Below are 23,848 nucleotides of genomic sequence, written 5' to 3'. Positions count from 1 at the left end.
AAATACCATGAAAGGCACAAACGAAATCAACCCCGCAGAATTCAACGGTAACGGCAAAGGCAAAGCAGTAGCCCTCTTAGAAAAGCCGATCGACGACACCATAGCAAAAAGCCTACCAGTAATCCCCGCGCCAGAGACAGAAGTCAGCGCCCCCGCCGAAGTCAAAACCAGCCCAGAAACAGAAATCCAAGCACCCCTGCCGGCGCCGGAAACCCCGAAGAAAAAAGCTCCGAAAGCCCTGATTTTAGCAGCGCTGGGCATCGGGGCGATCGCCGCCGGCAGCTTTGGATACAATTACTGGCAATACGCCTCCATCCACCAAGAAACCGACAACGCCACAGTAGCCGGACACATCCACCAAGTCAGCAGCCGCATCAACGGTACTGTCGGCGAAGTCTTAGTAGAAGACAACCAACAAGTAAAACCCGGACAACTGCTGATTAAACTTGACCCCCGCGACTACCAAGTTAAACTGCAACAATCGCAAGCAGCCTTAGAAAACGCCCGCCGCCAAGCCGAAGCAGCCGCAGCCAATATTTCCCTAGCCTCTCAAACCAGCCAAGGTAAAACAGCCCAAGCCCAAGGAGATATCAGCACCGCCAACGCTGGCATTTCCACCGCCCAAGCAGCTATTAGAGAAGCGCAACAAGGGGTACCCGCAGCAGAAGCTGCTGTCGCCGAAGCCGAAGCCGGCGTCCCCGCAGCGCAAGCCAAAGTTGCCCAAGCTGAAGCCGGAATTCCCCAAGCCCAAGCCAAAGTGACGGAAGCTGAAGCCGGAATTGCCGCAGCGCAAGCTCAATTAGTGCAAGCGCAAGCTAATCTCGTGAAAACGCAAGCTGATTATAAACGGTATGAAAGTTTGCAGCAAGAAGGTGCGATCGCCCGCCAGCAATTAGACGCATCCAAAGCAGCCTACGAAGTCGCCCAAGGCCAAACCACCGCAGCCCAACAAGGAATTGCCCAAGCTAGAGCCAGGTTAGCCCAAGCCAAAGAAGGCGTAACCGAAGCCCAAGCAGCAGTAGCCCAAGCTCAAGAAGTGGTAAAACAAGCCGAAGCCCAAGTCGCGCAAGCCAAAGTCGGCGTCGCCAGCGCCCAAGCTAAAGTCGCCGTAGCGCAGGAAGGAATCAGCACCGCTGAAGCCAAGCTGGCTGCATCCAAGGGCGGATTGCAACAGGCTCAAGCTACGGGCGAGCAAACTAAAGTCAGTCGATCGCAGTATGATGCTGCTAAGGCTGCGATCGCCCAATCGGAAGCTGCGGTTAAAGACGCTCAACTGCAACTTTCCTACACGAATATCACCGCACCAGCCGCCGGACAAATCGGGCGCAAATCCGTTGAAGTGGGGCAGCGGGTGCAGTCGGGAACTCCGTTAATGGCGATCGTAAGCAACGATTTATGGGTAATTGCCAACTTCAAAGAAACGCAATTAGCAAACATGAAACCAGGCCAAAAAGTAGAAATCAAATTAGATGCTTTTGGTAGCCGCAAATTTGAAGGCCATCTCGATAGTTTCTCCCCAGCTTCTGGCGCTCAATTCTCCCTATTGCCTCCCGACAATGCCACGGGCAACTTTACCAAAGTCGTGCAGCGGATTCCGGTGAAAGTTGTGTTTGATGCCGAAAGCATTAAAGGTTATGAATCGCGGATTGCACCGGGGATGTCTGCTACTGTAAACGTTGAACTGAAATAAAGTCAGGATTTACACAGCACCTCATATAGGGTGTGCACGGCGCACCCTGTGTCCCAGCCTAAGCCTAAAAACCTTCGCAGAACCTCTGTCTGTAGGGTGTGCACTGCATTGATTATGGCCCTGGCTATCGGGTTTATTTTGAACAAGTCGGGTTAACAATTGTGTTACTGCTATAGCAACCGCCACTACCGGTGAGGACATAAATAAGAGCATGAATAGAGCCTATGACCCTTTAGCATAAACGGTTTGATGCTCGTACTATGTAACTGTCAACTGTCAACTGTCAACTGTCAACTGCTATATCTGGTGGTGATAAAAGCACTAAGCGAGCAAGATATTAGCCAAGCTAAAAAATACTGGAGAGATTATGAAAGAACTCAAAGTGCCAACAAGTAGAAGCTACCATGAATACTTGATTTCTTCTCTAAAAACCCCCGAAAGTGCTGCTGGCTATATCGAGGCTATGTTGGAATTGGAGTCAGAAGGCCCCGAACCTGAATTGCTGCGAGCAGGACTTAAAGATGTGGTGGATGCTTATTTACAGATGAATAAGTTATCGACAGAAGCTAAACTTATATATGAGAAGCTCGATCGGATGTTGTCTGGGAGTGGGGGCGAGGAAATTTATTCTTTGATAACTCTACTAGATCAACTGGGGTTGCAGTTGGCTGTTAGAGTAAAATAAGTAATTAATGAAGGATTTAGGGGGGATGCTTGCCGCTGGCTACACGCGCTTTGACTATCAGACCTGACTCTATTTCTATATTGTCACCAATAGCTATAGTATAATAGAAAATATTATCGTATAAAAGCCATGTCTCAAGCAACATTAACTGATGTTTCCTTAGATTCAATATTAGAGCGTTTAACGCAACTTACTAAACTGGAATCTGACTGGGATTCTTATGGTGCATTGCCAGTTTCGCCCGTTGCTTTTGTGAAAGCCTGTCAACTTCTCATTGATGTTAAATATGCTCTTTCAGCTTTAGTTGGCGATCGACTTTTACCATCAGATATCGCACCAATTGCGGATGGTAGCCTACAAATGGAATGGCGAGGGCCGCACGGGCAACTAGAAGTGGAAATTAAACCTGATATGGATTTCAGCTATTTGCTAATCGAGGGTGCAGGAAGCGAGAGAAAGTTTGAGGAGAAAAACCAGGTATCATTGTCTGAGGTCTTGAATGTGGTGTCTCAGGTTTTAATTCCATAAGTCAGGGTAGGGGAATGCTAGAAGAAATTGCAGATAACGATATCCTTTATCGTCGGATTCCTAATGTACATCTTTATGAGGATGATACTGTAAAATCAGTTGCTTTTCAGGTTAGAGGAAAACCTGATGATAGTATCTCAGTTGAGTTAGCTAGGCTAACAACTCCGCAGGAAGTTTTAGCTCGTGCCAGAAATCCTGATACTACTAAATTGGGTGTTTTGGTAGCAGGATATGCCCGTTCTTTAGGTTTTATTGTCCGGCATGATTCCTTGCCAGATAATTTAGCTCATTGTTTGATTGAAGGGGAAAATAATAAAGTTAAGTGTAAACTCTTAGCTGAAGCTACAACTATTTTGACTTTGCCTGAGTAAAGGCGATCGCGCTTGGGGATGAGTTGAAATAAGGAAGGGCGATCGCGCTTTTGCAGAAAAGAGGGAGAGAAAGGGCGATCGCACTTTAGGGATGAGATGAAATAAGGAAGGGCGATCGCGCTTGATAAAAAGCTTGATTACAGGTGGTAATAACTTTTTATAAAAAAAAAATCTTTATAACAAGTCAAGTAATTTTCGCTTTTTATCGTCAAATTCAGACTCAGTAATTAATCCTTGAGCTCTTAGATTTTTCAATTTTTCTAACTTAGAAATAGGATCGGATTGATCATTAGCTGACTTGCTTGTAAACTCTCCCTTAAATTCAAGAAGATAATTGAGAAATTCCATAGCTTTTTCAGCTTCCCCTGCTATAGTCATAGCTCCGTGAATCTGAAATCTTGCACTCCGTTCTGTATTTTCATCATCTAAGTAACATAATTCTAAAGTATTCTTTGTTTGTTGAAGCTGTCGTCCTACATCACCCGACGCTAGGAAGCCACGCACACCACCCATCTGAAAGAAATCGAGTTTGGCTTCAATTATACGTTCATAAGCTAATTTGCATAAAACTTGATTGTCATAAAATGCAAAGGAATAATCGAGAACAAATGCAAATCCAGGATTTTGAGAAGCATTGGGATAACCTCGAACTCCACCTTTGTAAGTGGCTGTTTGATAGAATACAACTTGCTCATTTACACCTATAAGACCTTTTTGTTTAATAGCTGTATAACTTTCAGCTTTGAGATGAACTTTTGATCTTGGATCTTTTACTAAATCATCGGAGCTTTTCAACTGATCTATAGATTGAGCGTTTGCAAGAGGTTGCGCTGGTATTTGGGTAGCAGCACAACAAGCTAAACTAAATATAATAATTGCCCAAAACCAATTTATGAACAAAAGGATAGTAGATAATATCAAAAGACAAACGGATATTGGGGTTGCTAGGTCATTTGTAATTGTGTTGTTCTGCTTGTTTGACCTAACATTATTATTCTGCTTTACAGGCTGAGTTTGTACCACTATCTCAAACTCTCGATTCCAAGCCGGAAAATCCTCACCCGCCTGCTGCCCGTAAACCTTCACAGATGCGATGATCGCCCCCGCCTTCAAATTCGTCAGCTCCCTGCGAACAATCCTGATAGAAACCTCCTCATCAGGAACCCCGCCCGACTCCAGCATCACCTGTAAACAACCATCTTGCAAACTCGCAGTCGCACTAATCCCCTTATTTTGCAACGGCAGATTTAACAGAGATGCGATCGCCTCCACATCCCCAAGCTTAGCCCGTTCCTTCAAACTAAGCTGATTTGACTCCGTATTTTCACTAGAACTTGCCGGCTGCTGTGTTACATCCGCAACAGGCAACTTTTGCCCCGCCACTTCAAACTCTTGACTCCACGCCGGCACCTTCGCGCCCGTCTGTCGCCCGTAAACCTTCACTTTCTCTATCGATGCAGCGCCCAAACCAGCGATCGACTTACTCACCCACGGGGCCAAGACTTGCTGGCTGGGCGCTTCTGGGGCTTCCAGCATCACCTGTAAACAACCATCCTTAAGAGAAGCTGCGGCGGTGATGCCCTTGGCTTGTAGCTGGCGGTTCAGCAGAAGCGCGATCGCCTTTGCATCTCCCTGTTTGGCGAGTTCCAAAATATTCGGTTGTGTCATAACAGGTATATGCAACTAGCGCTGAGCCTAACATTTTCTGCTTTAAGTATAAATTATTTCCTAATTGCCCAAAATTTTCAAGCCATATAAAGTCATATTTAGTAGTTTTTTCCATCCCCACTAGGTCATAAAAAGTCACATTTAGTTGGTTGCTACTAAAAAAGTCATATTTAGTTGGGTTACAATCAGGTCAACCCCTTGCATATACGTGACTGATGGACGTTGAAGAAGCCTTAAAATTTACAGACCATCTAGCTTTAACTACTACAGGAAAACACTTAGATAGTCTGCAAAAAGCTATACTGCGCGGCGCTTGGAACAATCAAAAATATAAAGAAATTGCACAGGAACACCACCGTTCAGAAAAATATGTTAAAGAAGTTGGCTTCAAATTGTGGAAAATTCTCTCAAGTGCATTAGATGATGAGCAATTATGTAAAGCCAATTTTAGAGCTAAACTGGAAAATTTACAAGCTTCTAATATTGTCTCACTCGTCGGGAATGGCTGCATCCATATTGGCAACATCTCGGCTGAAAATGTGCACTCCCCAGAAGTCTCACAACCTGAACCGCAAGACAAAGATAAATTTAACGAAAAAACAAGCAATTCCGAACCTAAATTACATTTAGATTTAGCTGATGCACCAGAACCCAACCTATTCTATAATCGCACATCCGAACTCACCACCCTCAAACAGTGGATTTTGGAAAACTGCACCCGCCTCATCACCATATACGGCTTATCCGGTATCGGCAAAACCGCCCTAACTCTCCAACTAATCCCACAAATTCAACACGAATTTGATTATATTATTTACCGCAGCCTCCGCAATTATCCACCCCTGCAAACCATACAAACAAACTTAATTCAATTCGTATCCCAACAACAAGAAATCGAATCACCCTCACTTATTGAGCATTTGCGTTCATCCCGCTGTCTCCTAATCCTCGATGACGTACAAACGATTTTCAGCAGCAGACAACTCGCAGGTCACTACCAACCAGGCTATGAAAATTACGGCAAATTCTTCAAACAACTAGCAGAATCATCCCACAACAGTTGCTTAATTCTCCTCAGTTGGGAAAAACCCAGAGAAATTGCCGCCCTAGAAGGCGAAAACCGCCCCTGTAAATCGCTGCAACTCAACGGTTTGGGCCCGGAAGCAGGGGAAATATTCAGAGAGAAAAGATTAGCTGAAGAGGATAAATGGTCACAACTGATTGACCTTTACCGAGGCAATCCCCTATGGTTAAATATAGTTGCAACTATGATTCAAGATTTATTCGGCGGCAGCGTTTCCGAGTTTCTCTCCTATGATACCCTATTTTTAGGTGATTTAGAATCTCTGCTGCACCAGCAGTGCGATCGCCTAACCGAACCAGAAAAACAAGTGATATCCTGGCTAGCTAGTGAAGCCGCACCAGTTGAAATATCAAAAATTTCAGCAAATCTCGAATTATCCCCATCAGCATTATTGCAAGCTGTGCAATCCTTGGGACGGCGTTTATTAATTGAAAAAGTGAAACAAGGTGAGAAAACGCTTTTCACACTCCAGCCTGTATTGATGGAGTATGTGAAAAACCAGCATTAATACCAGTGATATTTCATTCTCCTGAAACCCGTCAGTGGGGTGGGGGCGGGTTTATTTAACTTGTCTGTACCCTTTAAAGCTTTTGGCGAACCCGCCCCTACAGGATGCGTGAAAATGATGCAATTTATTAGTGCGATCGCACATCCGAACTTTCCAGCCTCAAACTGTACTATACTATAGAGCGCCCCGCTCGCGACCATCACTCACCACCATCCCGATCGCGCTCCGATAAGTAAATCTAAAATCTAAAATCGACTAATCTATTAATTACTATAATGAAAATCGCCACCTGGAACGTCAACTCAATTCGCACCCGCCTCGAACACGTTACTAACTGGTTGCAAACCAACCCAGTAGACGTTCTCTGCTTGCAAGAAACCAAAGTTACAGACAAAGACTTTCCCCTGCAACCCTTCCTCGACATCGGCTACAACTGTTACATTTCCGGCCAAAAATCCTACAACGGCGTCGCTATTTTTAGCCGATCGCCCCTGTCACAACTCAGCGCCGGATTTGCGCCCATTCTCGGCACCGAAACCGCCGGCAGCTTCGACGAACAAAAACGCCTCATAGCCGGGGTTACGGACGATCTTTGCATCATCTCCGTCTACGTTCCCAACGGTTCCGAGGTGGGTTCCGAGAAGTATCAATACAAGCTACATTGGCTCAAACTGCTGCAAGAATACCTCAAAATAGCACTAGACAAATCGCCCAACCTGTGCATTTGCGGCGACTTCAATATCGTGCCGGACGATCGAGATATTTACAATCCCAAAGCTGCTGCAAACTCCGTTGGCCTATCAATACCCGAACGCCAAGCATTAACAGAAATCACCGCATTAGGATTGAGCGACCCCTTTCGCAAATTCACATCAGAAGGCGGACATTATAGCTGGTGGGACTATCGCGCCGCCGCATTTCCCCGCAACAACGGCTGGAGAATAGACCATCATTATCTCAGCCCTTCCCTATACGAAAAAGCAAAAAGTTGTACAATAGATATTGCTCCCAGAAAATTAATCAAACCCAGCGACCACACCCCCGTAATTGTCGAAATTTGAATTGTGAGTTATAAATAAAACTAAGGCAAAAGAAACCCGGTTTCTACGATAAATCTTAGGTTGAACAACTAGAAATTCAAGAAACCGGGTTTCTAAAACCCCTTGGAGAAAATTGCTTCTTCCATCCGTTACATCCCGTACACCGCTCGTTGCCGAACTTTCTTCTCCTCTAACAACCAACAACCAAAAATCATGTTCTTAGTAACTGGAGCAACAGGCGCCCTAGGCCGCCGAATAGTACGAGAAATCAGACAGCAAGACAAACCTGTCCGCGCATTTGTTCGCCTCGCTTCTCGGTACTCAGAACTAGAAAACCGAGGCGCCCAAATCTTTATCGGCGACTTAAAACAAGACAAAGATATCAAAAAAGCTTGCCAAGGAGTGCAGTACATCATCAGCACCCACGGCACCGGCGGCGACGTACAAGCAGTACACTACCGCGCTAACATAGAACTGATCGACTGCGCCAAAGAAGCCGGAGTCCAGCACTTTGTCTTTCTTTCTGTCCTGGGAGTCGATCGCGGATACGAAGATTCAGCAGTATTCAAAGCCAAGCGAGAAGTCGAAAAATACCTGCAAAACAGCGGATTAAATTATACCATTTTGCGATCGGCCGGTTTCGCCTCCAGTTTGCTGCCCCTCGCAGAAAGATTTCGAGAAACCGGACTTTACCTGCTGATTGGCGACGGTAAAAACCGCACATCTGTTGTGAGTACGGACGACTTGGCAAAGATTGCAGCAGACTCGCCAACAGTCGAAGGCGCGCGCAACCAAATTTTACCAGTCGGCGGCCCCGATGTTCTCACCCGAGACAACATTGCCCGCATTTTCGGACGCTTGTTCAAGCGCGAACCCGTTGTAATTAACCCGCCGCTGATGGTATTTGATGGATTGCGAAATGCCTTGGGTTTGTTGAATCCTCAAGCTCAAAAAGGCTTAGGAACTTTGCGGGTATTGCTGGGTAACGAGTTTTTCTGCACTCCCGAAGAAGTGCAAAAATTGGAATCAATCTACGGCATGAGAATGGAATCCCTAGAAAGCTTTTTGCGGCGCAATTTGAGCGTTTAATATTTTCTGATTTCTCGTTACCAGGCTCTGCCTGGTAATGAATATCTAGAGGCTCTGCCTCAAAATTGTCTCGTTTGGCTCGTTTAGCTCGTTACCAGGCTCTGCCTGGTAATGAATATCTAGAGGCTCTGCCTCAAAAATGTCTCGTTTTAATGGAGGCAGAGCCTCCGGATATGCGTTCCCCGGCAGAGCCAGGGAACGAGCAAACAAGCAAAGGAGCAAACAGCATTTTAAGCAGAAATAGGGACAGGTTCCACACCAATATAGCTCGTAACTGCGATCGGCGGAGAAGTGGGCTTAGCAATCAAATAACCTTGAACAAAATTGGCTCCCCGTTCCCGCACCCACTCTAACTCCTCGACAGTTTCCACACCTTCAGCAACTGTTTTAATCTCTAATTGAGTGGCAACTTCCAACATTTTTTCAGTAATAAGTGCTTTATAAGAATCTTGATGGACGTTCCGAATTAATTGCATATCCAACTTCAGAAAATCGGGATGCAGTTGGTGCATCAAATTTAAATTAGAAGAACCGCTGCCAAAATCATCCATTGCAATTAAAAATCCCGCTTCTCGGTAAAACCTCAGAATCTTAATCAAGTGATCCATATCGGGAGGATGTTGAGATTCCGCCACTTCAAAAACAATATTGCTGTGAGGAATTCCCGCTTCATCAATAGCCTGCACAGTCATTCGCAGGCACGTAGCCGGATCGTAAACAGAAGTAGGAGAAAAATTAATAAAAAGCAGTTCTTTAATCTCGTGTACTTTGGCTTCTCGAATAGCGCGAGTCCGGGCTAAGGCATCTAGTTGAAAAATTATACCTGCTGATTCAGCTTGAGCAAAAATCCTACCCGGAGGAATTAAGTTTCCTTCCTCGTCAATTCCTCGAAGTAGCGCTTCGTGGGCAAAAATTTTAGAAGTATCTGAGGTATGAACAATCGGCTGAAAATGTGTAGTAATTCGTTCTTCTGACAATAAATCTAACAGCCAATCCGCCTTGGTGAAGTTAATAAAAGAGTCTAAGGTAGTGCTGCGATAAAAATCGCTAAATTGTGGCTGTTCAACTTCTCGCATCCACAAAACTTTTGTCTCTTTCAACTCTTGACTTGTCAGCGTCGATGATGCTAGAGTGCTAAACTTTTCTTTCGCTATTCCTTCAAGCGCAACGTGCAAACACTTGCTCTCTTCTAAAACCAGGAATTCAAGTTTTGCCTTCACCAGTGCAGAAATAATCTTGTTCAATGTGTGCGATACTGGAAACCACAGGTATAAACCTCCGCTGCCCTCTAATTTTTCGGGTACTGTTTCGCAGCGAGAGCAGGAGCCGAAGGTTTTGCGACTTCGTTGCACGAGAATTTCCTCCGATTTCAGAATTATTTTACACCGACTAGCGTTTAAGATAAATTATAAGCTCATTCAACTATTCATACATCTATCTCAAGATGTAAATTTTGAGATACTTTTATTTAAAAATTATTTTATTATTTTAGCTGGCCGGTCTTTTTCAACCCGGGCAAAATTTCTCAGTCTTCAGCCACTACCTGTAATTAAATATAGTTCTAGATCGCAACAGAGGGATCTGCCAAGGACTGGCTCAATGCTTTCTACTGCTCTGATTCTTTACGTCTTACTCTCTAATTGCGCCAAGACAGCGGCTAAAGTTGCTTTTTTTTTTGTAAAGTGAAGTTAGTTGGAGCGGAAAATCAGCCCAAACGAATATAATCAGGGTAAATCAAACCCTAAGAAGGCTAAATATCCCATTTAATTTAAAAATCGGGATGACAGGATTTGAACCTGCGACCCCCTCGTCCCGAACGAGGTGCGCTACCAAGCTGCGCTACATCCCGAATTTAGTCAATATATTTTCACGATATCACTCAGGTCAAAACTTAGCAAGCTCCTATATAATGATTTTAGAATCTTTTGTAAAACACTACTCAGGCGGAGACAGGCGTGACAGTTAAGCCCCAGTGGTTGCGAGTAAAAGCCCCCCAATGGGAGCGCGTCGGCAACGTCAAAGAAATTTTGCGGGATTTATCCCTGAATACGGTTTGCGAAGAGGCTTCGTGTCCTAATATCGGCGAATGCTTCAACGCAGGTACTGCTACATTTTTGATTATGGGCCCGGCTTGTACCCGCGCCTGTCCTTACTGCGATATCGATTTTGAGAAAAAGCCCCAAGCTTTAGATCCGACGGAACCAGGAAGACTGGCGCAGGCGGTGCAGCGGCTCAAACTCAATCACGTTGTGATTACGTCTGTCAACCGCGATGATTTGCCGGATGGGGGCGCATCTCAGTTTGTCGAGTGCATTCGATCGGTACGATCGCTCATGCCGGATACAACTATAGAAGTTTTGATTCCCGATTTGTGTGGCAACTGGCAAGCTTTGGAAATTATTCTCGCAGCCGGGCCCGAGGTACTCAATCACAATACCGAAACCGTAAAGCGACTTTACCGCAAGGTGCGGCCGCAAGGAAAGTACGATCGCACCCTGGAACTGTTGCAGCGCAGTCGCGAACTCGCACCGGGCGTTTACACCAAATCCGGCATCATGGTGGGACTGGGGGAAACAGATGCGGAAATTCGGGAGGCGATGCAGGACTTGCGCGCTGTCGGCTGCGATATTTTGACCCTGGGACAGTACCTGCAACCGACTCAAAAGCACTTGAACGTTGAAAATTTTGTGCCGCCGGAACAGTTTGATGCTTGGAGAGAGTTTGGCGAATCTGTGGGATTCTTGCAAGTTGTCGCTTCTCCCTTAACTCGCAGTTCCTATCACGCCGAACAGGTGAGGGAATTGATGAAACTTTACCCCCGCTAGCAATTTAACTTTAACGGAACTTGCGTCAGAGAAAACCATTCTCAATCAGGCTCGATCCATTAACAGTATTGGTGACCAGTTAAGCCGCGCGTTGGATTTGTCCATCAGCAATTATACTGATAGTTGACTCCTATTTTGGGTGGAAAACTGAAATTTAGGCTTACCATGCTGCCAGCTTTGCTAACGTCCGGAGGGTCATACTTATGGGCACCCCCACATTGCGAATTTGACAGTTCTCAAAAAAACGTTTTTTAAGTAATATTACTGATTGACAAATCCAACACCAGTTTTAACTTTGCAATAATGGGTAACAGCGAGGAAAAATCTACGCTTTCTGTGCCAGGGCGAGTGCAAAAGACCAGGTTTTTGATGCTGTTCATATTCGGCGAAGTTAAGTGGGAAACCCCAGGCAAAAGCAAAAAAGCTGTAGTATCGATCGCCCCCTCACACTCGCTACCTACGCCAAATACATCGAGAAACCGGGTTTTTTCCTCAAATTCATGGGTTTAAATCGAGATTTTTTCTCAGGAAACCCGGTTTTCCCCTTAACCGCCCACTCGATAACGGAGACCGTAAAAACTATGAAGCTCATAGGGTGCAAGGGATTTAGCTTCCTCTGAGCTGTGGGTATTTAATCTAGAGCGCCGAATTATATAAAGTTTTATTAAAAAATTCCCTATTTTTCCGAAGTGATCGGGAACCAGGTTATTGGTGATGAAGATTAACTTAACTTCTGACGAAGGTCACTTGTTTTTAGCCAGTCACTATCTATACTAGCTATATAAACAAAGAAGTACAACGCACTTTTAGGGCCTTCAAACTGTTACATCAGAAAGTTCTTAGCGTTTTCCCGAATCTTGGTAAAACAAGTGGGGGAACCAAAGTTCGATCGCACAACAGCAGAAAAGTCAGAAAAGTTAGTAAAGAAACAAATAGCGGTGATGCTTCGTCTTAACGAAATGGGCATCATAATTATAAATAACCGCTAAGCGTAGCATCTTTTCACCCGGAGCCACTGAGAAAATCACTATGCCAGCCACCTCTTTTTACGCTCAAGCTGAATTCGACGAACAACTGCGAGTCAATCCCTTGCAAGATGTAGATGTGTTGGATGAAGATGCTGAAGAAGCTGGAGACGAGCCGATCGACCAAGACTCAGCAGAGACTGAAGATGCAGACACAGCATCCAAATTGCAAAAAAATGCCAGCCGCCGCACTACAGATTTAGTGCGCCTCTACTTACAAGAAATCGGTCGGGTACGTCTCTTGGGTAGAGACGAAGAAGTCTCCGAAGCTCAAAAAGTTCAGCGCTATATCAAATTGCTGGAATTGCGCAACACCGTCGCTTCCCAGGAAGAAGGGCTGATTCAAAGCTTCGTGCATTTAATAGAAGTGCGCGATCGCCTGTCTGCACAATTGGGACACAAACCTTCCCTGGAACGCTGGGCATTAACCGCCGGCGTCAGTGACGTGCCAGAACTCAAGCGAATTATGTCCGAAGGGAAGCGCCAGTGGGCAGAGTTAGCAGAGATGACGGTGGAGGCGATCGAAAGAATTCAAACGGAAGGCGTCGAAGCTAAAGACCACATGATTAAGGCGAATTTGCGCCTGGTGGTTTCGGTGGCGAAAAAATATCAAAATCGCGGTTTAGAATTGCTGGATTTAATACAAGAAGGTACTCTCGGACTGGAACGAGCGGTCGAAAAGTTCGACCCGACACGGGGCTATCGGTTTAGCACATACGCCTACTGGTGGATTCGCCAGGGAATCACGCGGGCTATAGCGACTCAAAGCCGCACCATCCGCCTCCCCGTCCACATCACCGAAAAACTTAACAAAATCAAGAAAGCCCAGCGCAAAATTTCTCAAGAAAAAGGTCGCACAGCTACGATCGAAGATATCGGCGTCGAATTGGACATGACTGCCGCTCAAGTTCGGGAAGTATTGCTGCGAGTTCCTCGCTCTGTTTCTCTGGAAACTAAAGTGGGCAATGAAAAAGATACAGAGTTGGGCGACTTACTCGAAACCGACAGCATCTCGCCAGAAGAAATGCTGATGCGAGAAGCTCTGCACCGCGACTTGCAACAATTGTTGGCAGATTTGACTAGCCGCGAACGGGATGTAATTCTGATGCGCTTTGGTTTGGGCGACGGACACCCCTACTCCTTGGCAGAAATCGGTCGCGCTCTCGACTTGTCCCGCGAACGAGTCCGCCAAATTGAAGCCAAAGCTTTGCAAAAACTCCGCCAACCCAAGCGTCGCAACCGCGTGCGCGACTATCTGGAGTCTCTGACTTAAATTAGCGGGTGTGCATTTACTGACAAATAGGGTTTAAAGTCCTGTCCTCTAAGGACGGCTTTCATCATAGGCTATGTATTGTTGATGCCCGAGATCTAAAAATCCGGTCTCAACTCTATAATCCCCAAAAATCCTATAGGTTGAGGCATCAACCTGGGATGCTCGACAATATTACACAGGCTATGCTTGCTTTTTCCGTTTGAATCCAGAATCCCCATTCGTCAAAGTTCGGGAGTATGTCAATGTATTGGTAATGTCCGTTTCTGGATCTAGGCAGAAGGCAGAAGACAGAAAGCAGGAGTAAAAATATGACTTCTACACAATTTATCTGTCCTCTGTCTCAGGCTTTATGGCCTGTGTACAGTCAAAATTTATCAAAAACTAAATTTTTCTCTCAAGCTTTTTTCAATAAGCTCCGATATTTGCAAAATATCTCCATCGTTGTGTATTATTGTCAATAGGCAGACTTTCTTGAGAGGGTCACTATGGCACTTTACACCGCGTCCTCATTTAAAGCCGAACTCAATGACAAAGGCTGGCGGATGACTCCCCAACGGGAAACCATCTTGCACGTGTTTCAGAACCTCCCGAAAGGCAACCACCTGAGCGCCGAGGATTTGTACACTTTGTTAAAAAATCGCGGCGAAAACATTAGCTTGTCCACCATTTACCGAACTTTAAAGTTAATGGCAAGGATGAGCCTGCTCCGCGAACTCGAACTAGCCGAAGGTCACAAACACTATGAAATAAACCAGCCTTACCCGCACCACCACCACCATCTAGTCTGCGTTCAGTGCAACAGAACGATCGAATTTAACAACGATTCGATTTTGAAAATTGGCATGAAACAAGCTGAAAAGTCTGGGTTGCACCTGCTAGACTGCCAGCTAACGATTCATACGGTGTGTCACGAAGCTTTGCGGATGGGATGGCCGTCTTTGGTTTCCAGCAATTGGTCTTGTCCGAGGTCGATCGCCCCGAATGGTAACAGTGCTCCTGATGCAATCGAGTGACAATACAGTATTTTCGCATTTCAAGTACGGTTTGTTACAATAGATCTCTTGCAAAAGTCTTTTCGATCAAATTTTGGAACGGGCTCTTATAGCCCGTTCCACAGAAAAAGTTGTTTTGTGGAACGGGCTATAAGAGCCCGTTCCTAGCTATTTTTGCAAGAGATCTAATTTTTAGCAAAAATTTTCGGCGCCAGTGCGATCGCACTGGCGCCGAAACCGAGTTTCTGGGGGACACATAGATCTCCATCGGGAACCAGAAACCAGATTTATTTGATGTCGCATCCGCAAGTCGGATGCTAAAAAGTTTGGCTCAACAAATCGTCCCTGCTCACCCCGTAACTGCGCTGAGCTCGATCGAGAGCGTCTTTCGTTCCAGCATCCAAAACTCCGCTGATTGAGCCGGTGTAAAAGCCGAGGCTTTGCAACCGCGTTTGTAATTGTTGAATGCTCGATCGAGAATTGACACTGCTAATCGGCACAGCCGGAACGGCAACTCGCCCAGCTAATCCGTTTTGGAGCGCAGCCAAAGTCTCCGGAGTGGCAATACCCGTCGCCGGGGACAAATTGTGTTCCTGCTGAAACGACAGCACCGCCCACTCAGTCTCTGCTCCAAAGACTCCATTCACCGGGCCGGGGTTTTTCCCCAGACTTCTGAGCGCAGACTGAAGCTGTCGGACACCAGGCCCAGTATCGCCCCGCCGCATACCCGTTGCGACAGGCTGCTGTGCCTTTGCAGCCTGTCTGCTCCCTTGCCGCAAAGCCGATCGAGTGCTGCGATCGACCCTTCCAGTCCCGGACAGCCCGCTATCTTGCTGAAACCGGATCAAAGCTGCTTGAGTTGGTCGATCGAACCAACCGTGAATCTGGCTCCTGTAATAACCCAATTGTTGCAGCCGCCGCTGCACAAATTCTACTTCTGGGCCTCTGTCGCCCAACTCCAGAAAATCTCCGGCATTACTCTGCTGGTCATTTTCCCCGGGAATTGAAGTAATTTGAGCTGCCCTCATTTTGGCATCGATAGCAATCAAAGTAGCAGTGTCAGCGCAGCCGTCAGAAACCAGATTGTAATCTTGCTGAAAACGAGTCACAGCGTAGAGAGTGCGTTCGCGAAACTTGCCGTCAACGTCGCCTTCAAAATAACCCAAAGCTTTTAACTGCCGCTGGATTAAGTCTACCGTCGCCCCTCTGTCGCCGAACCGCAGCCCCTTACAACCGCCATTTCCCGAAATAGTCTCCGGGGGCTTAACGGGGGGAATCGGCTTAATGGAGCCAAACAGCAAAGCTAAAGTTTGCCTATCAGCAACTCCTGTCACCCGCAGTCGATTAATTCGCTGGAAGTATCTCACCGCATTGAGAGTAACTCCGCGAAAACTCCCTGTAGGATTTGCGTTGAAGTAGCCTAGCTGCTGCAACCTGCGTTGGAGAGCCGCCACCTCTGCCCCCCTGTCTCCAAAGCGCAGCTCGCTATAGTTTGCATAAGTAGTTTTAAAAGGTCGATCGTCCTCGTCTAAACTGTTGAGCGCTATCACAGTAGATCGATCGGGCCTACCAGTCAGCGACAGTTGATAGTCTCGTTGAAAGTTAGTCAGAGCTTGTTGAGTAACTGGGCCGAGCTGACCGGTAGAAGATCTGGGAAAATAGCCAAGATCCCGCAATCTGTCTTGAACAGCTCGCAAATTGGGATTTCCCGGATCTATTTGAGCAAAAGCCGAACTGGCTGCACTCAAAACCGACAGCATCAAAGCCAGAGACAGCAAACGCACATAAGTCTGACTAGATAGGTTTTGCCACTTGGGTGTATCAAAAATTTTCGACTCTGGTGCGGGTGCTTCGCAAACAAGAGCAAGTTCGAGGTAGGCGAGGGATTCCATAAATTTTTAGTGTGAAATTGTGGCTGGGTGTACGAGCCAACTCAAGCTGAGCTTTAGGCTGCTGCTCTATCAAGGCTAATTTTTACCTGTTTGCGCGAAGCACCCGTTTCTGAAAAAAAAATTGTCTTCAAAAATAATTACAGGCAACAACCAAGATAGCATCGCTGTTTCTACAGACGCGAATGTCAGGAAAATAGTTTGCAGCCCAATCTTAGCCTTGATGAGGGAAAAATGACCAGTTTTTGGGTATGATTGGCTAAAAAGTAATTTTGTTTTAGATAAAATATTGGTTGTGGACGATCGACAATCAAATCCCCACCCTTGCTAGTTGCAAACAGGGCGGGGATTTTATTGGTTAACTATTCTGTAAAAATGGGATTTAACTTAAATTAAGCCGAACCGATCGCAAATCAAAGCTACTCCCGCTGCAAAAACAGTAATTCCCAGGGCTACCAGCGGGTTTTGCCCTCTGCTGACAGCAAAAGAAGTGACCACCCCAGCTCCTAAAGCCGCAGTTACAGCAGCAGTCGCCAAATCTCGATCGGGACGTTTGTCGTACATATTTTTTATGGTTGATAGCTGTGAAGCCGAAAACTTAGATATGCGATCCAAGCTACCACTCTTGCCTCTGCTGCGGTGACAAAAACCTACGCTTTGCAACTAAGCTTAAAATTTTGCTAAGTTTCTTAACATACTCTCATTAATCACATAATTTAAACTTATGTTATTCATGAGTTTTTCTGTTGAGTTTTAGCTATTGAAACCTTTTGTCTGTTGCTGACGGGGTGACAAGCAACTTGAAAGCCAAGCTATAGCGGTTCGATCGCGTGGTGAGGATAGCCCACGGAGGCCACGGAGGCCACGGAGGCCACGGAGGCCACGGAGGCCACGGAGCCCAGTCGTACCTCATCTTTCTGAGAACCGCTATATACAACAATACGGTTCACTTAGCCTTGTCCTTCGAGAGGAACGAAGCAATCGAGCGTGTCTACTTTTGATGGGTTTTATCTGTTGGAATCTCTTAACTGAACCTGATTGAGCTATACAATGGTTTCAGCCGATTCATCTCAAACAAGATGGAGGACTGCGATCGCTTAATTCGTAATTCGCGATCAGATCAACTGATGATAATTATGAATTACGTTCTGGTAGCGTATTGATTGATAAGTTCGGTTAGTTTCCAGGATGATACCTGTATGAAAAAAATGCTCGCGACCATTTCACTGCTATTGAATGTCATTGTCTTAACAGGGATTTTAGGATGGGCGATCAAGACGGGGTATTTAGGTAGAATCCTCATCATGTTTAATGAAACTTATATCGCATTACCCACAGACACCCTCAGTGATAACCCTTGGTGGGAGGATGAAGTTAAGTATCAACTCGAACTGACTAAACAAACTAAAATTGATACTTGCTTTTTTGGCGATTCTATTACCTATGGGCTGGGGAATACCATGGGTAATGATACTTTTAATTTTGCCTTGCCCGGTATGTCAACAATTTCTCAGCTTGAACAGCTAAAACAATTAACTGCTGCTCAAGTTAAATGTAATAAAGCCATTATTGCCCTCGGTACTAATGATGCGATTTATCGAACGACGGATGCAGAATTTGTTCACAATATGCAGCAAATCATCAGCATTATTAGAACAAAAATGAACGCCAAAAAAGTGCTGTTAATCCCTTCATTTTACTCAACGGTTGCAGCCAGCCACGATCTCACACTAGCGGGCCCTTTGGAAAGAGTGGAAAAAATTAGAGCCTTGACGAGTCAAGTGGCAGCGACAGAAAAAGTTGTGATAGTAGAAAAAGAACTTCAGCCCCTTTATGAAGGGACAGTCTTAAAAGAAAATGCAACAAAAGATGGCGTGCATCTAAACTCTGAAGGTAGAAAAACATATCGAGGAGCCTTATTAAAAATACTGGGGGTGACAACCAACTTGAAAGCCGGGCGAGACAAATGAAACCCTTGATACTGCTAGATTATAAGCTTATACAGTTCACGATCGACAGATCGCCCCCGCACCCCCCGGGAGATGCGGGGGGGGACAAGAAAGCTCTCTTTCGTCCCCCAAGGGAGAGGGGGATGCGAGGGGGATCTCCGGGCCATAAATAGTGTTAAGTGAACCGTATTGGAGTATAAGCTTACGTTATCACCACAAGTACGCCAGAGGCGATCGTCCTATCCAGCTAAGGAATGAGAATTAAATAACTTACAATGCGTGATGGTTCTTGTGGGATGGGCTCTTGTAGCCCGCCCTTTCAGGACGGGATCCCCCGCCCATCCCACAAACTTGTGTAAATTATTTAATTCGCGATCCTAAAGATGCGATCGCCACTTTCTCTATTAAGCGCAGCTTAATAGAGAAATGGTATGAGCTGCTGCATACCAGAGGCTGATAGCAGCTCTGATCGCAGCCTAAAGTTTTGCTAAGGCTCGATCGATATGCACTCTCATTTTTTCCGCCAACAGATGGACATTGGGTTTTTGAAGGATACTTAAATGATTTCCAGGGATATCATATATGTCTAATCCTCCAAGCAACAGTTCATTCCAGTTTTCCAAAGTGCTAAAGTGACTTTCATCCATCGCCCGGAACAAAATGGCCCGGCCTGGATAAGGCTGTGGCCTGTAATTGTTGAAAGCGTAATCCCGAAACTCTAATCGAGGATCTACATAATCATTATCATGATTAATGTTAGAAGTCGATTTAGTCTTCAATTGTAGCTTTTGGAAAACATAGGAAAGCCCTTCTTGGCGCAGATTTTTGGCATGAAAAGCCAGCTTCTGACTCAATGACAGTTGGTGTTTCCCTGGAATCGCACTATCCAAAAGGCACAGTAAAGCTACTTCCTCACCCTGTAAACGAAGTTGATGTGCCATTTCAAAGGCTACTAAGCCACCCAATGACTCACCCGCTAGGAGGTAAGGGCCTGTCGGCTGAAGTGTTTGTATTTCTTTGAGGTAGCGAGTTGCCAAATCTGCAACACTCACTTGCGTTGACGGTTTGTCACGTTCCTCCCTTTGGAACATACTGACTTCCTCGTTGAGATAGACTCCATAACAGGTCTGGTCTTCGCCGAGGTGTCTTGACAAATCATAGTAAAGGAATATGCCGTAAATGAAGAATAAAGGTAGTTTGGAACTGCCTTGCTGAATCGTGACTAAAGCCTGCGAAGAAGGCAAGCATTCTTGTTCGCGAAGGGTGTTAGCCAACTGCTGAATCGTTGGCGATTGGAAAATGATAGGTAAAGGTAGCTCTTGCTTGTAGGTTTCCTCTATTTCACGCATTAGGGATATCGCTAATAGGGAATGTCCTCCCAACTCGAAGAAATTATCTGTCGTACTGATGGGTGAAATATTCAATACTTTTTCCCAAATATTGATGAGTTGAAGTTCCAAATCATCCTGGGGAGTACCCAATTCTCCTTGCTGTTCTTGCTTTGCTTGAGTTTTAGCGGCGGGCGGATCTATAGCCTTTGGAGAGGCGGGTGTGATTGGTTGTTTGCCAGATTGTTGAGGTACAGGTAGAGCTTTACGATCGACCTTACCATTAGGTGTTAGAGGTAGAGCTTCCAAGAAAACGAACATAGACGGCACCATATATTCTGGTACATACTCCTTGAGCAGACTTCGCAGTTCTTGGATGGTGGGGTTCTGATTGTTGAGGGCGACAATATAAGCCACTAGACGCTTGTCGCCAGGAACATCTTCCCTGACGATGACCACCGCCTGCTGCACATTGGGATGTTTGACTAAAACCGACTCGATTTCACCGAGTTCGATGCGAAAACCGCGAATTTTGACTTGAAAATCTAGGCGACCCAAACACTCAATATTTCCATCTGGCAAATAACGCGCTAAGTCCCCCGTCTTGTAGATTCGTTCGGTTTCCCGAAAGGGATTAGGAATAAATCTCTCTGTCGTTAAATCGTCACGTTGCAAATAGCCTCGGGCTAATCCTGAACCACCAATATGTAATTCCCCAGCCACCCCAACGGGAACGGGTTGTAACAGAGGATCTAAGATGTAGATATCGGTGTTGGCGATCGGCTTACCAATTAAAATTCGTTGTTGGGCATCTTTGACTTGATAAACCGTTGACCAAACTGTTGTTTCTGTCGGCCCGTACATATTCCAAAGTTCCGTACCTTTGGTTAACAATTGGGCAGCCAATTCTTTGGGCATGGCTTCCCCACCGGAGAGCATTTTCATCGGGGACTGACCTTCCCAGCCCGATTCCAGCAATAATCGCCAAGTCGCTGGGGTTGCTTGCAGGATCGTAATCCCTAAGTCAACGATCGTCTTTAATAACTTTCTGCCATCCATGGCAGCTTCCCGACTCAGGATGACAACCTGCGCTCCCACAGTCAGGGGTAAGTACAGTTCTAAGACGGCAATATCAAAAGAGAGGGTGGTGACAGACAGCAAAATATCCGTCGCACTGATTCCCGGTTGCTCGCGCATCGAACGTAAAAAATTGACTGCCCCGCGGTGAAGAACTTGCACGCCTTTGGGCTTACCCGTAGAACCAGACGTGTAAATGACGTAGGCCATATTTTCTGGCGTAACGCTGGCGATCGGTGTTTCCTGACTCTCTTGGGCAATGAGAGACCAATCCGCATCCAAACAGATGACCAATGATTTTTTTGCTTCTTTAGCAGGCAGGTTCTTGACAAGCTGCTGTTGTGTTAACAATACTTTGGCTTGGGAATTCTCGATCATGTATTCCACGCGATCGTCCGGGTAGTTGGGGTCTATGGGAACATAGGCTCCGCCCGCCTTCAGCACACCTAATAATCCCACCAGCATTTCCAGAGAACGCTCAACACAAATGCCGACTAAATCATCTGGTTTTACCCCTTGTTTTTGTAAATAGTGGGCCAGTTGATTAGACCGTTGATGGAGTTCTTGGTAAGTCAATGTTTGACCTTCAAAGGAAACCGCAATTTTCTCTGGAGTTGCTTCTGCTTGTTGAGTCACTAAGTGGTGGAGGCATCGATATTGTGACTCATCTGTTTGGGTCTGATTCCATTCCACAAGCAACAGATTTTTCTCTTTCTCTGGCAACAACGGCAATGCAGAAATCGGTTGTTCTGGATGAGCCACAATCCCTGCCAACAAAATCTGGAAATGCTCGTTCATTCGTTCAATGGTTTCTGCATCAAACAAATCCCTGCTGTAAGACCAACTCCCCTCCAATCCTTCGCTGGTTGGTTTTAAGTACAAAGTTAAGTCAAACTTCCCTTCGTTATTTTCAATCACCCAAGGACTTGCTGTTAATCTTGACAGATCAATTCTTTGGAAGGGAATATTTTCCTCAAAGACAAAGGTCACTTGAAACAGAGGAGAATAGCTCGAGTCGATCTCGGGACAAAATTCATCGACCAACAAACAATAGGGCACATCTTGATAGGCTTGGCCTAACAAAACGACTTTCCGCACTCGTCCCAGAAACTCTGGGAAGGTGGGATTGCCGGACATATCTGTACGGAGGGGGACAGCATTCACAAAATTTTCTGAATTCACACGGCTCACAAAGGGGGAGCCAACAATCACGTCTTCCGTACCTGTATAGCGATACAGCAAAATATTAAAGGCGGCTAACAGGGTTGTTGAGAGAGTGACCCCTTCCTGCCCGCCCAATAGACCTAAGGCAGTCGTGATTTCCCCAGAAATGCCAAAAGACAGAGAAGCTTCCCGAAAGGATTGCTCTGGGGGGCGCGGTCGGTCAGTGGGTAGGGGTAATAAAGGAGGGGCTCCAGCAAGTTGTTTTTTCCAATAGGCTAAGGATTCTTGAAGGGGGAGCTTTCGTAGCTCTGACATCAGAGTTTTATAGGATGTTTCGTAGATTGCCCGATCGATACATTGCAATTTGGGATCGTAATACAAGATTAATCTCAGAATCCCCAAGGCTGCGACCCATTCTTTAGCTGCTATATATTTCAGGATTTCGTAAGGCAATCGATTGCCAAAAAGCTTAGTCCAGTGTTTTTTTCCCTGCTCATAGGCAACTATATATTCTTCTTTTTCAGTTTGTTGAACGTAACTCCATTGCTGATAATGATCTCGGATTGCATGGATCAGAAAGTAGGTCGATTTACTGGATATGTTATTGCCAGTGTAGCGATATTGAGAAACGACTTGACCGTGGAAATAGATAGGAAAATTACGGGCAATTCGCAGACATAAATTGTAATCTTCGGTCGCTAATACACTTGGGTCAAATGCACCGATAGACTCAATGGCGACAGTATCGAGGGCAGCACGGCGAAACATAATACAACCGCATTGAACCCTATGGCGGATAGCCAAAAGGGTTTCATAATTAGCAACTTCAGGCTGATTCTCATATTTCTCTTCTACTTTGTATGAGCCATCGGGTTGAATGGAATAGAAGAAATAACGACCAAATACCAAGCCCATCTCTGGCATGGCGTTGAGATGCTTGACTCCAATCTCAATCGCTTCAGGCAAAAGGCAGTCATCACTATCCAGGAAGAGAAGATACTCTCCCGTACTAATCCGCAGACCAGTATTGCGTGCAGTAGCATGACCTCGGTTGTTTTGATAGAAGTATTTTACTGTCGGGTAGCGATCGCAGATTTCTTTCGTCTCATCAGTAGAGCCATCGTCTACTACAATGACCTCAAAATGAGGGTAGCTTTGTTCAAGTACGCTCTCAATTGCTTCCGGCAAAAATTGGGCGCTGTTATAGGAGGGAATTACTACTGATACGTTTTTGGTCATTTTTTATACTCCAAAAGTTGTGTCAAATGTCGCTGCACCCAGTATTAATAATCTATCTCTCCAGACATATATCTGTCGAGACATCTATCTCTCACAAGACTGATAGCCAGGGGAAGCGTCCCGATTTTGCGAGGGGGGAGGGCTGCTGACAGATGTAGGTTTTTTGGTAAAAGCCTTATCCCATAAGAGTTTGAGATTTTCGCAAGGCAAAAGCCTAAAACTGTTCAACTGTCTAGATTTGCTCCTTTTTACTAGGGAAAAACCTACACCTGTCAGGGGTAGGGCTGTACTATCCTGCTCTCGCAATTGGGTCGATCGATCTGCACAGGTAATTAAGACTTTGAGGCATTGCCGTCTCATTTCATCGTCCGAGAAGTCTGCGATGCTTATAAAACGCCGTGGATGAGCGAGTTGAGCGTATCAT

15 protein-coding genes, 1 tRNA gene and 1 pseudogene are annotated in these 23,848 nt (G+C 45.7%); 11 read left to right on the top strand and 6 right to left on the bottom strand.

The window, feature by feature from the left end:
* Positions 1-7: 7 nt before the first annotated feature.
* The 4 genes from QUB64_RS08840 (at position 8) to QUB64_RS08825 (ending at position 3,274) form a co-directional block, all read left to right on the top strand.
* Entirely contained in the window at positions 8-1,690 is a 1,683-nt protein-coding gene (locus QUB64_RS08840) for an HlyD family secretion protein (RefSeq protein ID WP_333268461.1), read from the top strand.
* A 367-nt stretch (positions 1,691-2,057) separates the two neighbouring features.
* Positions 2,058-2,375, top strand: coding sequence for a helix-turn-helix domain-containing transcriptional regulator (locus tag QUB64_RS08835; RefSeq protein ID WP_333268459.1), 318 nt, complete (start codon positions 2,058-2,060; stop codon positions 2,373-2,375).
* 129 nt (positions 2,376-2,504) lie between these two features.
* Complete coding sequence (locus QUB64_RS08830; protein ID WP_333268456.1) at positions 2,505-2,903, top strand: hypothetical protein; 399 nt, start codon at positions 2,505-2,507, stop codon at positions 2,901-2,903.
* 14 nt (positions 2,904-2,917) lie between these two features.
* Positions 2,918-3,274 (top strand): hypothetical protein, encoded by a 357-nt coding sequence (locus QUB64_RS08825; RefSeq protein WP_333268454.1) that lies wholly within the window; start codon positions 2,918-2,920, stop codon positions 3,272-3,274.
* 174 nt (positions 3,275-3,448) lie between these two features.
* Here QUB64_RS08825 and QUB64_RS08820 read toward each other — a convergent pair whose 3' ends face one another.
* The gene (locus QUB64_RS08820; RefSeq protein ID WP_333268452.1) at positions 3,449-4,942 is read right to left on the bottom strand and encodes an SHOCT domain-containing protein; all 1,494 of its coding nucleotides are present in this window, start codon (positions 4,940-4,942) and stop codon (positions 3,449-3,451) included.
* Positions 4,943-5,157: 215 nt separating this feature from the next.
* On the opposite strand from QUB64_RS08820, the gene QUB64_RS08815 reads away from it, so the two are divergent.
* The 3 genes from QUB64_RS08815 to QUB64_RS08805 all read left to right on the top strand — a co-directional run bounded on the left by QUB64_RS08815 (position 5,158) and on the right by QUB64_RS08805 (position 8,663).
* The gene (locus QUB64_RS08815; protein ID WP_333268450.1) at positions 5,158-6,534 is read left to right on the top strand and encodes an ATP-binding protein; all 1,377 of its coding nucleotides are present in this window, start codon (positions 5,158-5,160) and stop codon (positions 6,532-6,534) included.
* Positions 6,535-6,809: 275 nt separating this feature from the next.
* Positions 6,810-7,595, top strand: a complete 786-nt coding sequence (gene xth, locus QUB64_RS08810) for an exodeoxyribonuclease III (RefSeq protein ID WP_333268448.1) — start codon at positions 6,810-6,812, stop codon at positions 7,593-7,595.
* Between the two features lie 192 nt (positions 7,596-7,787).
* Complete coding sequence (locus QUB64_RS08805; RefSeq protein ID WP_333268445.1) at positions 7,788-8,663, top strand: SDR family oxidoreductase; 876 nt, start codon at positions 7,788-7,790, stop codon at positions 8,661-8,663.
* A gap of 230 nt (positions 8,664-8,893) precedes the next feature.
* On the opposite strand, the gene QUB64_RS08800 is transcribed toward QUB64_RS08805, so the two are convergent.
* Both QUB64_RS08800 and QUB64_RS08795 read right to left on the bottom strand, forming a co-directional pair.
* Positions 8,894-10,015, bottom strand: a complete 1,122-nt coding sequence (locus tag QUB64_RS08800) for an EAL domain-containing protein (protein ID WP_333268443.1) — start codon at positions 10,013-10,015, stop codon at positions 8,894-8,896.
* Between the two features lie 423 nt (positions 10,016-10,438).
* Positions 10,439-10,512 (bottom strand) — tRNA-Pro (locus QUB64_RS08795).
* A gap of 103 nt (positions 10,513-10,615) precedes the next feature.
* Here QUB64_RS08795 and lipA point away from each other — a divergent pair.
* The 3 genes and pseudogenes from lipA to QUB64_RS08780 all read left to right on the top strand — a co-directional run.
* A pseudogene (lipA, locus tag QUB64_RS08790) lies at positions 10,616-11,488 on the top strand (lipoyl synthase); the annotation flags it as partial.
* A gap of 1,029 nt (positions 11,489-12,517) precedes the next feature.
* Positions 12,518-13,786, top strand: coding sequence for an RNA polymerase sigma factor SigC (sigC, locus tag QUB64_RS08785; protein WP_333268440.1), 1,269 nt, complete (start codon positions 12,518-12,520; stop codon positions 13,784-13,786).
* A 485-nt stretch (positions 13,787-14,271) separates the two neighbouring features.
* Positions 14,272-14,799, top strand: coding sequence for a transcriptional repressor (locus QUB64_RS08780; RefSeq protein WP_333268438.1), 528 nt, complete (start codon positions 14,272-14,274; stop codon positions 14,797-14,799).
* A 296-nt stretch (positions 14,800-15,095) separates the two neighbouring features.
* Here the strand turns inward: QUB64_RS08780 and QUB64_RS08775 are convergent, their stop codons facing one another.
* On the bottom strand, positions 15,096-16,670 hold the full coding sequence (locus QUB64_RS08775) for a peptidoglycan-binding domain-containing protein (protein WP_333268436.1): 1,575 nt from the start codon (positions 16,668-16,670) through the stop codon (positions 15,096-15,098).
* Between the two features lie 384 nt (positions 16,671-17,054).
* Positions 17,055-17,282 (bottom strand): hypothetical protein, encoded by a 228-nt coding sequence (locus QUB64_RS08770; RefSeq protein ID WP_333268712.1) that lies wholly within the window; start codon positions 17,280-17,282, stop codon positions 17,055-17,057.
* Between the two features lie 584 nt (positions 17,283-17,866).
* On the opposite strand from QUB64_RS08770, the gene QUB64_RS08765 reads away from it, so the two are divergent.
* Complete coding sequence (locus QUB64_RS08765) at positions 17,867-18,637, top strand: SGNH/GDSL hydrolase family protein (protein WP_333268434.1); 771 nt, start codon at positions 17,867-17,869, stop codon at positions 18,635-18,637.
* A 455-nt stretch (positions 18,638-19,092) separates the two neighbouring features.
* Here QUB64_RS08765 and QUB64_RS08760 read toward each other — a convergent pair whose 3' ends face one another.
* Entirely contained in the window at positions 19,093-23,424 is a 4,332-nt protein-coding gene (locus QUB64_RS08760; RefSeq protein WP_333268432.1) for an amino acid adenylation domain-containing protein, read from the bottom strand.
* Positions 23,425-23,848: the final 424 nt, after the last annotated feature.

Source organism: Microcoleus sp. Aus8_D2 (assembly GCF_036702665.1).
Taxonomy (GTDB): Bacteria; Cyanobacteriota; Cyanobacteriia; order Cyanobacteriales; family Microcoleaceae; genus Microcoleus.
Note: the sequence above shows the minus strand (reverse complement) of the source record. Positions and strands in the feature narration are given on the sequence as shown.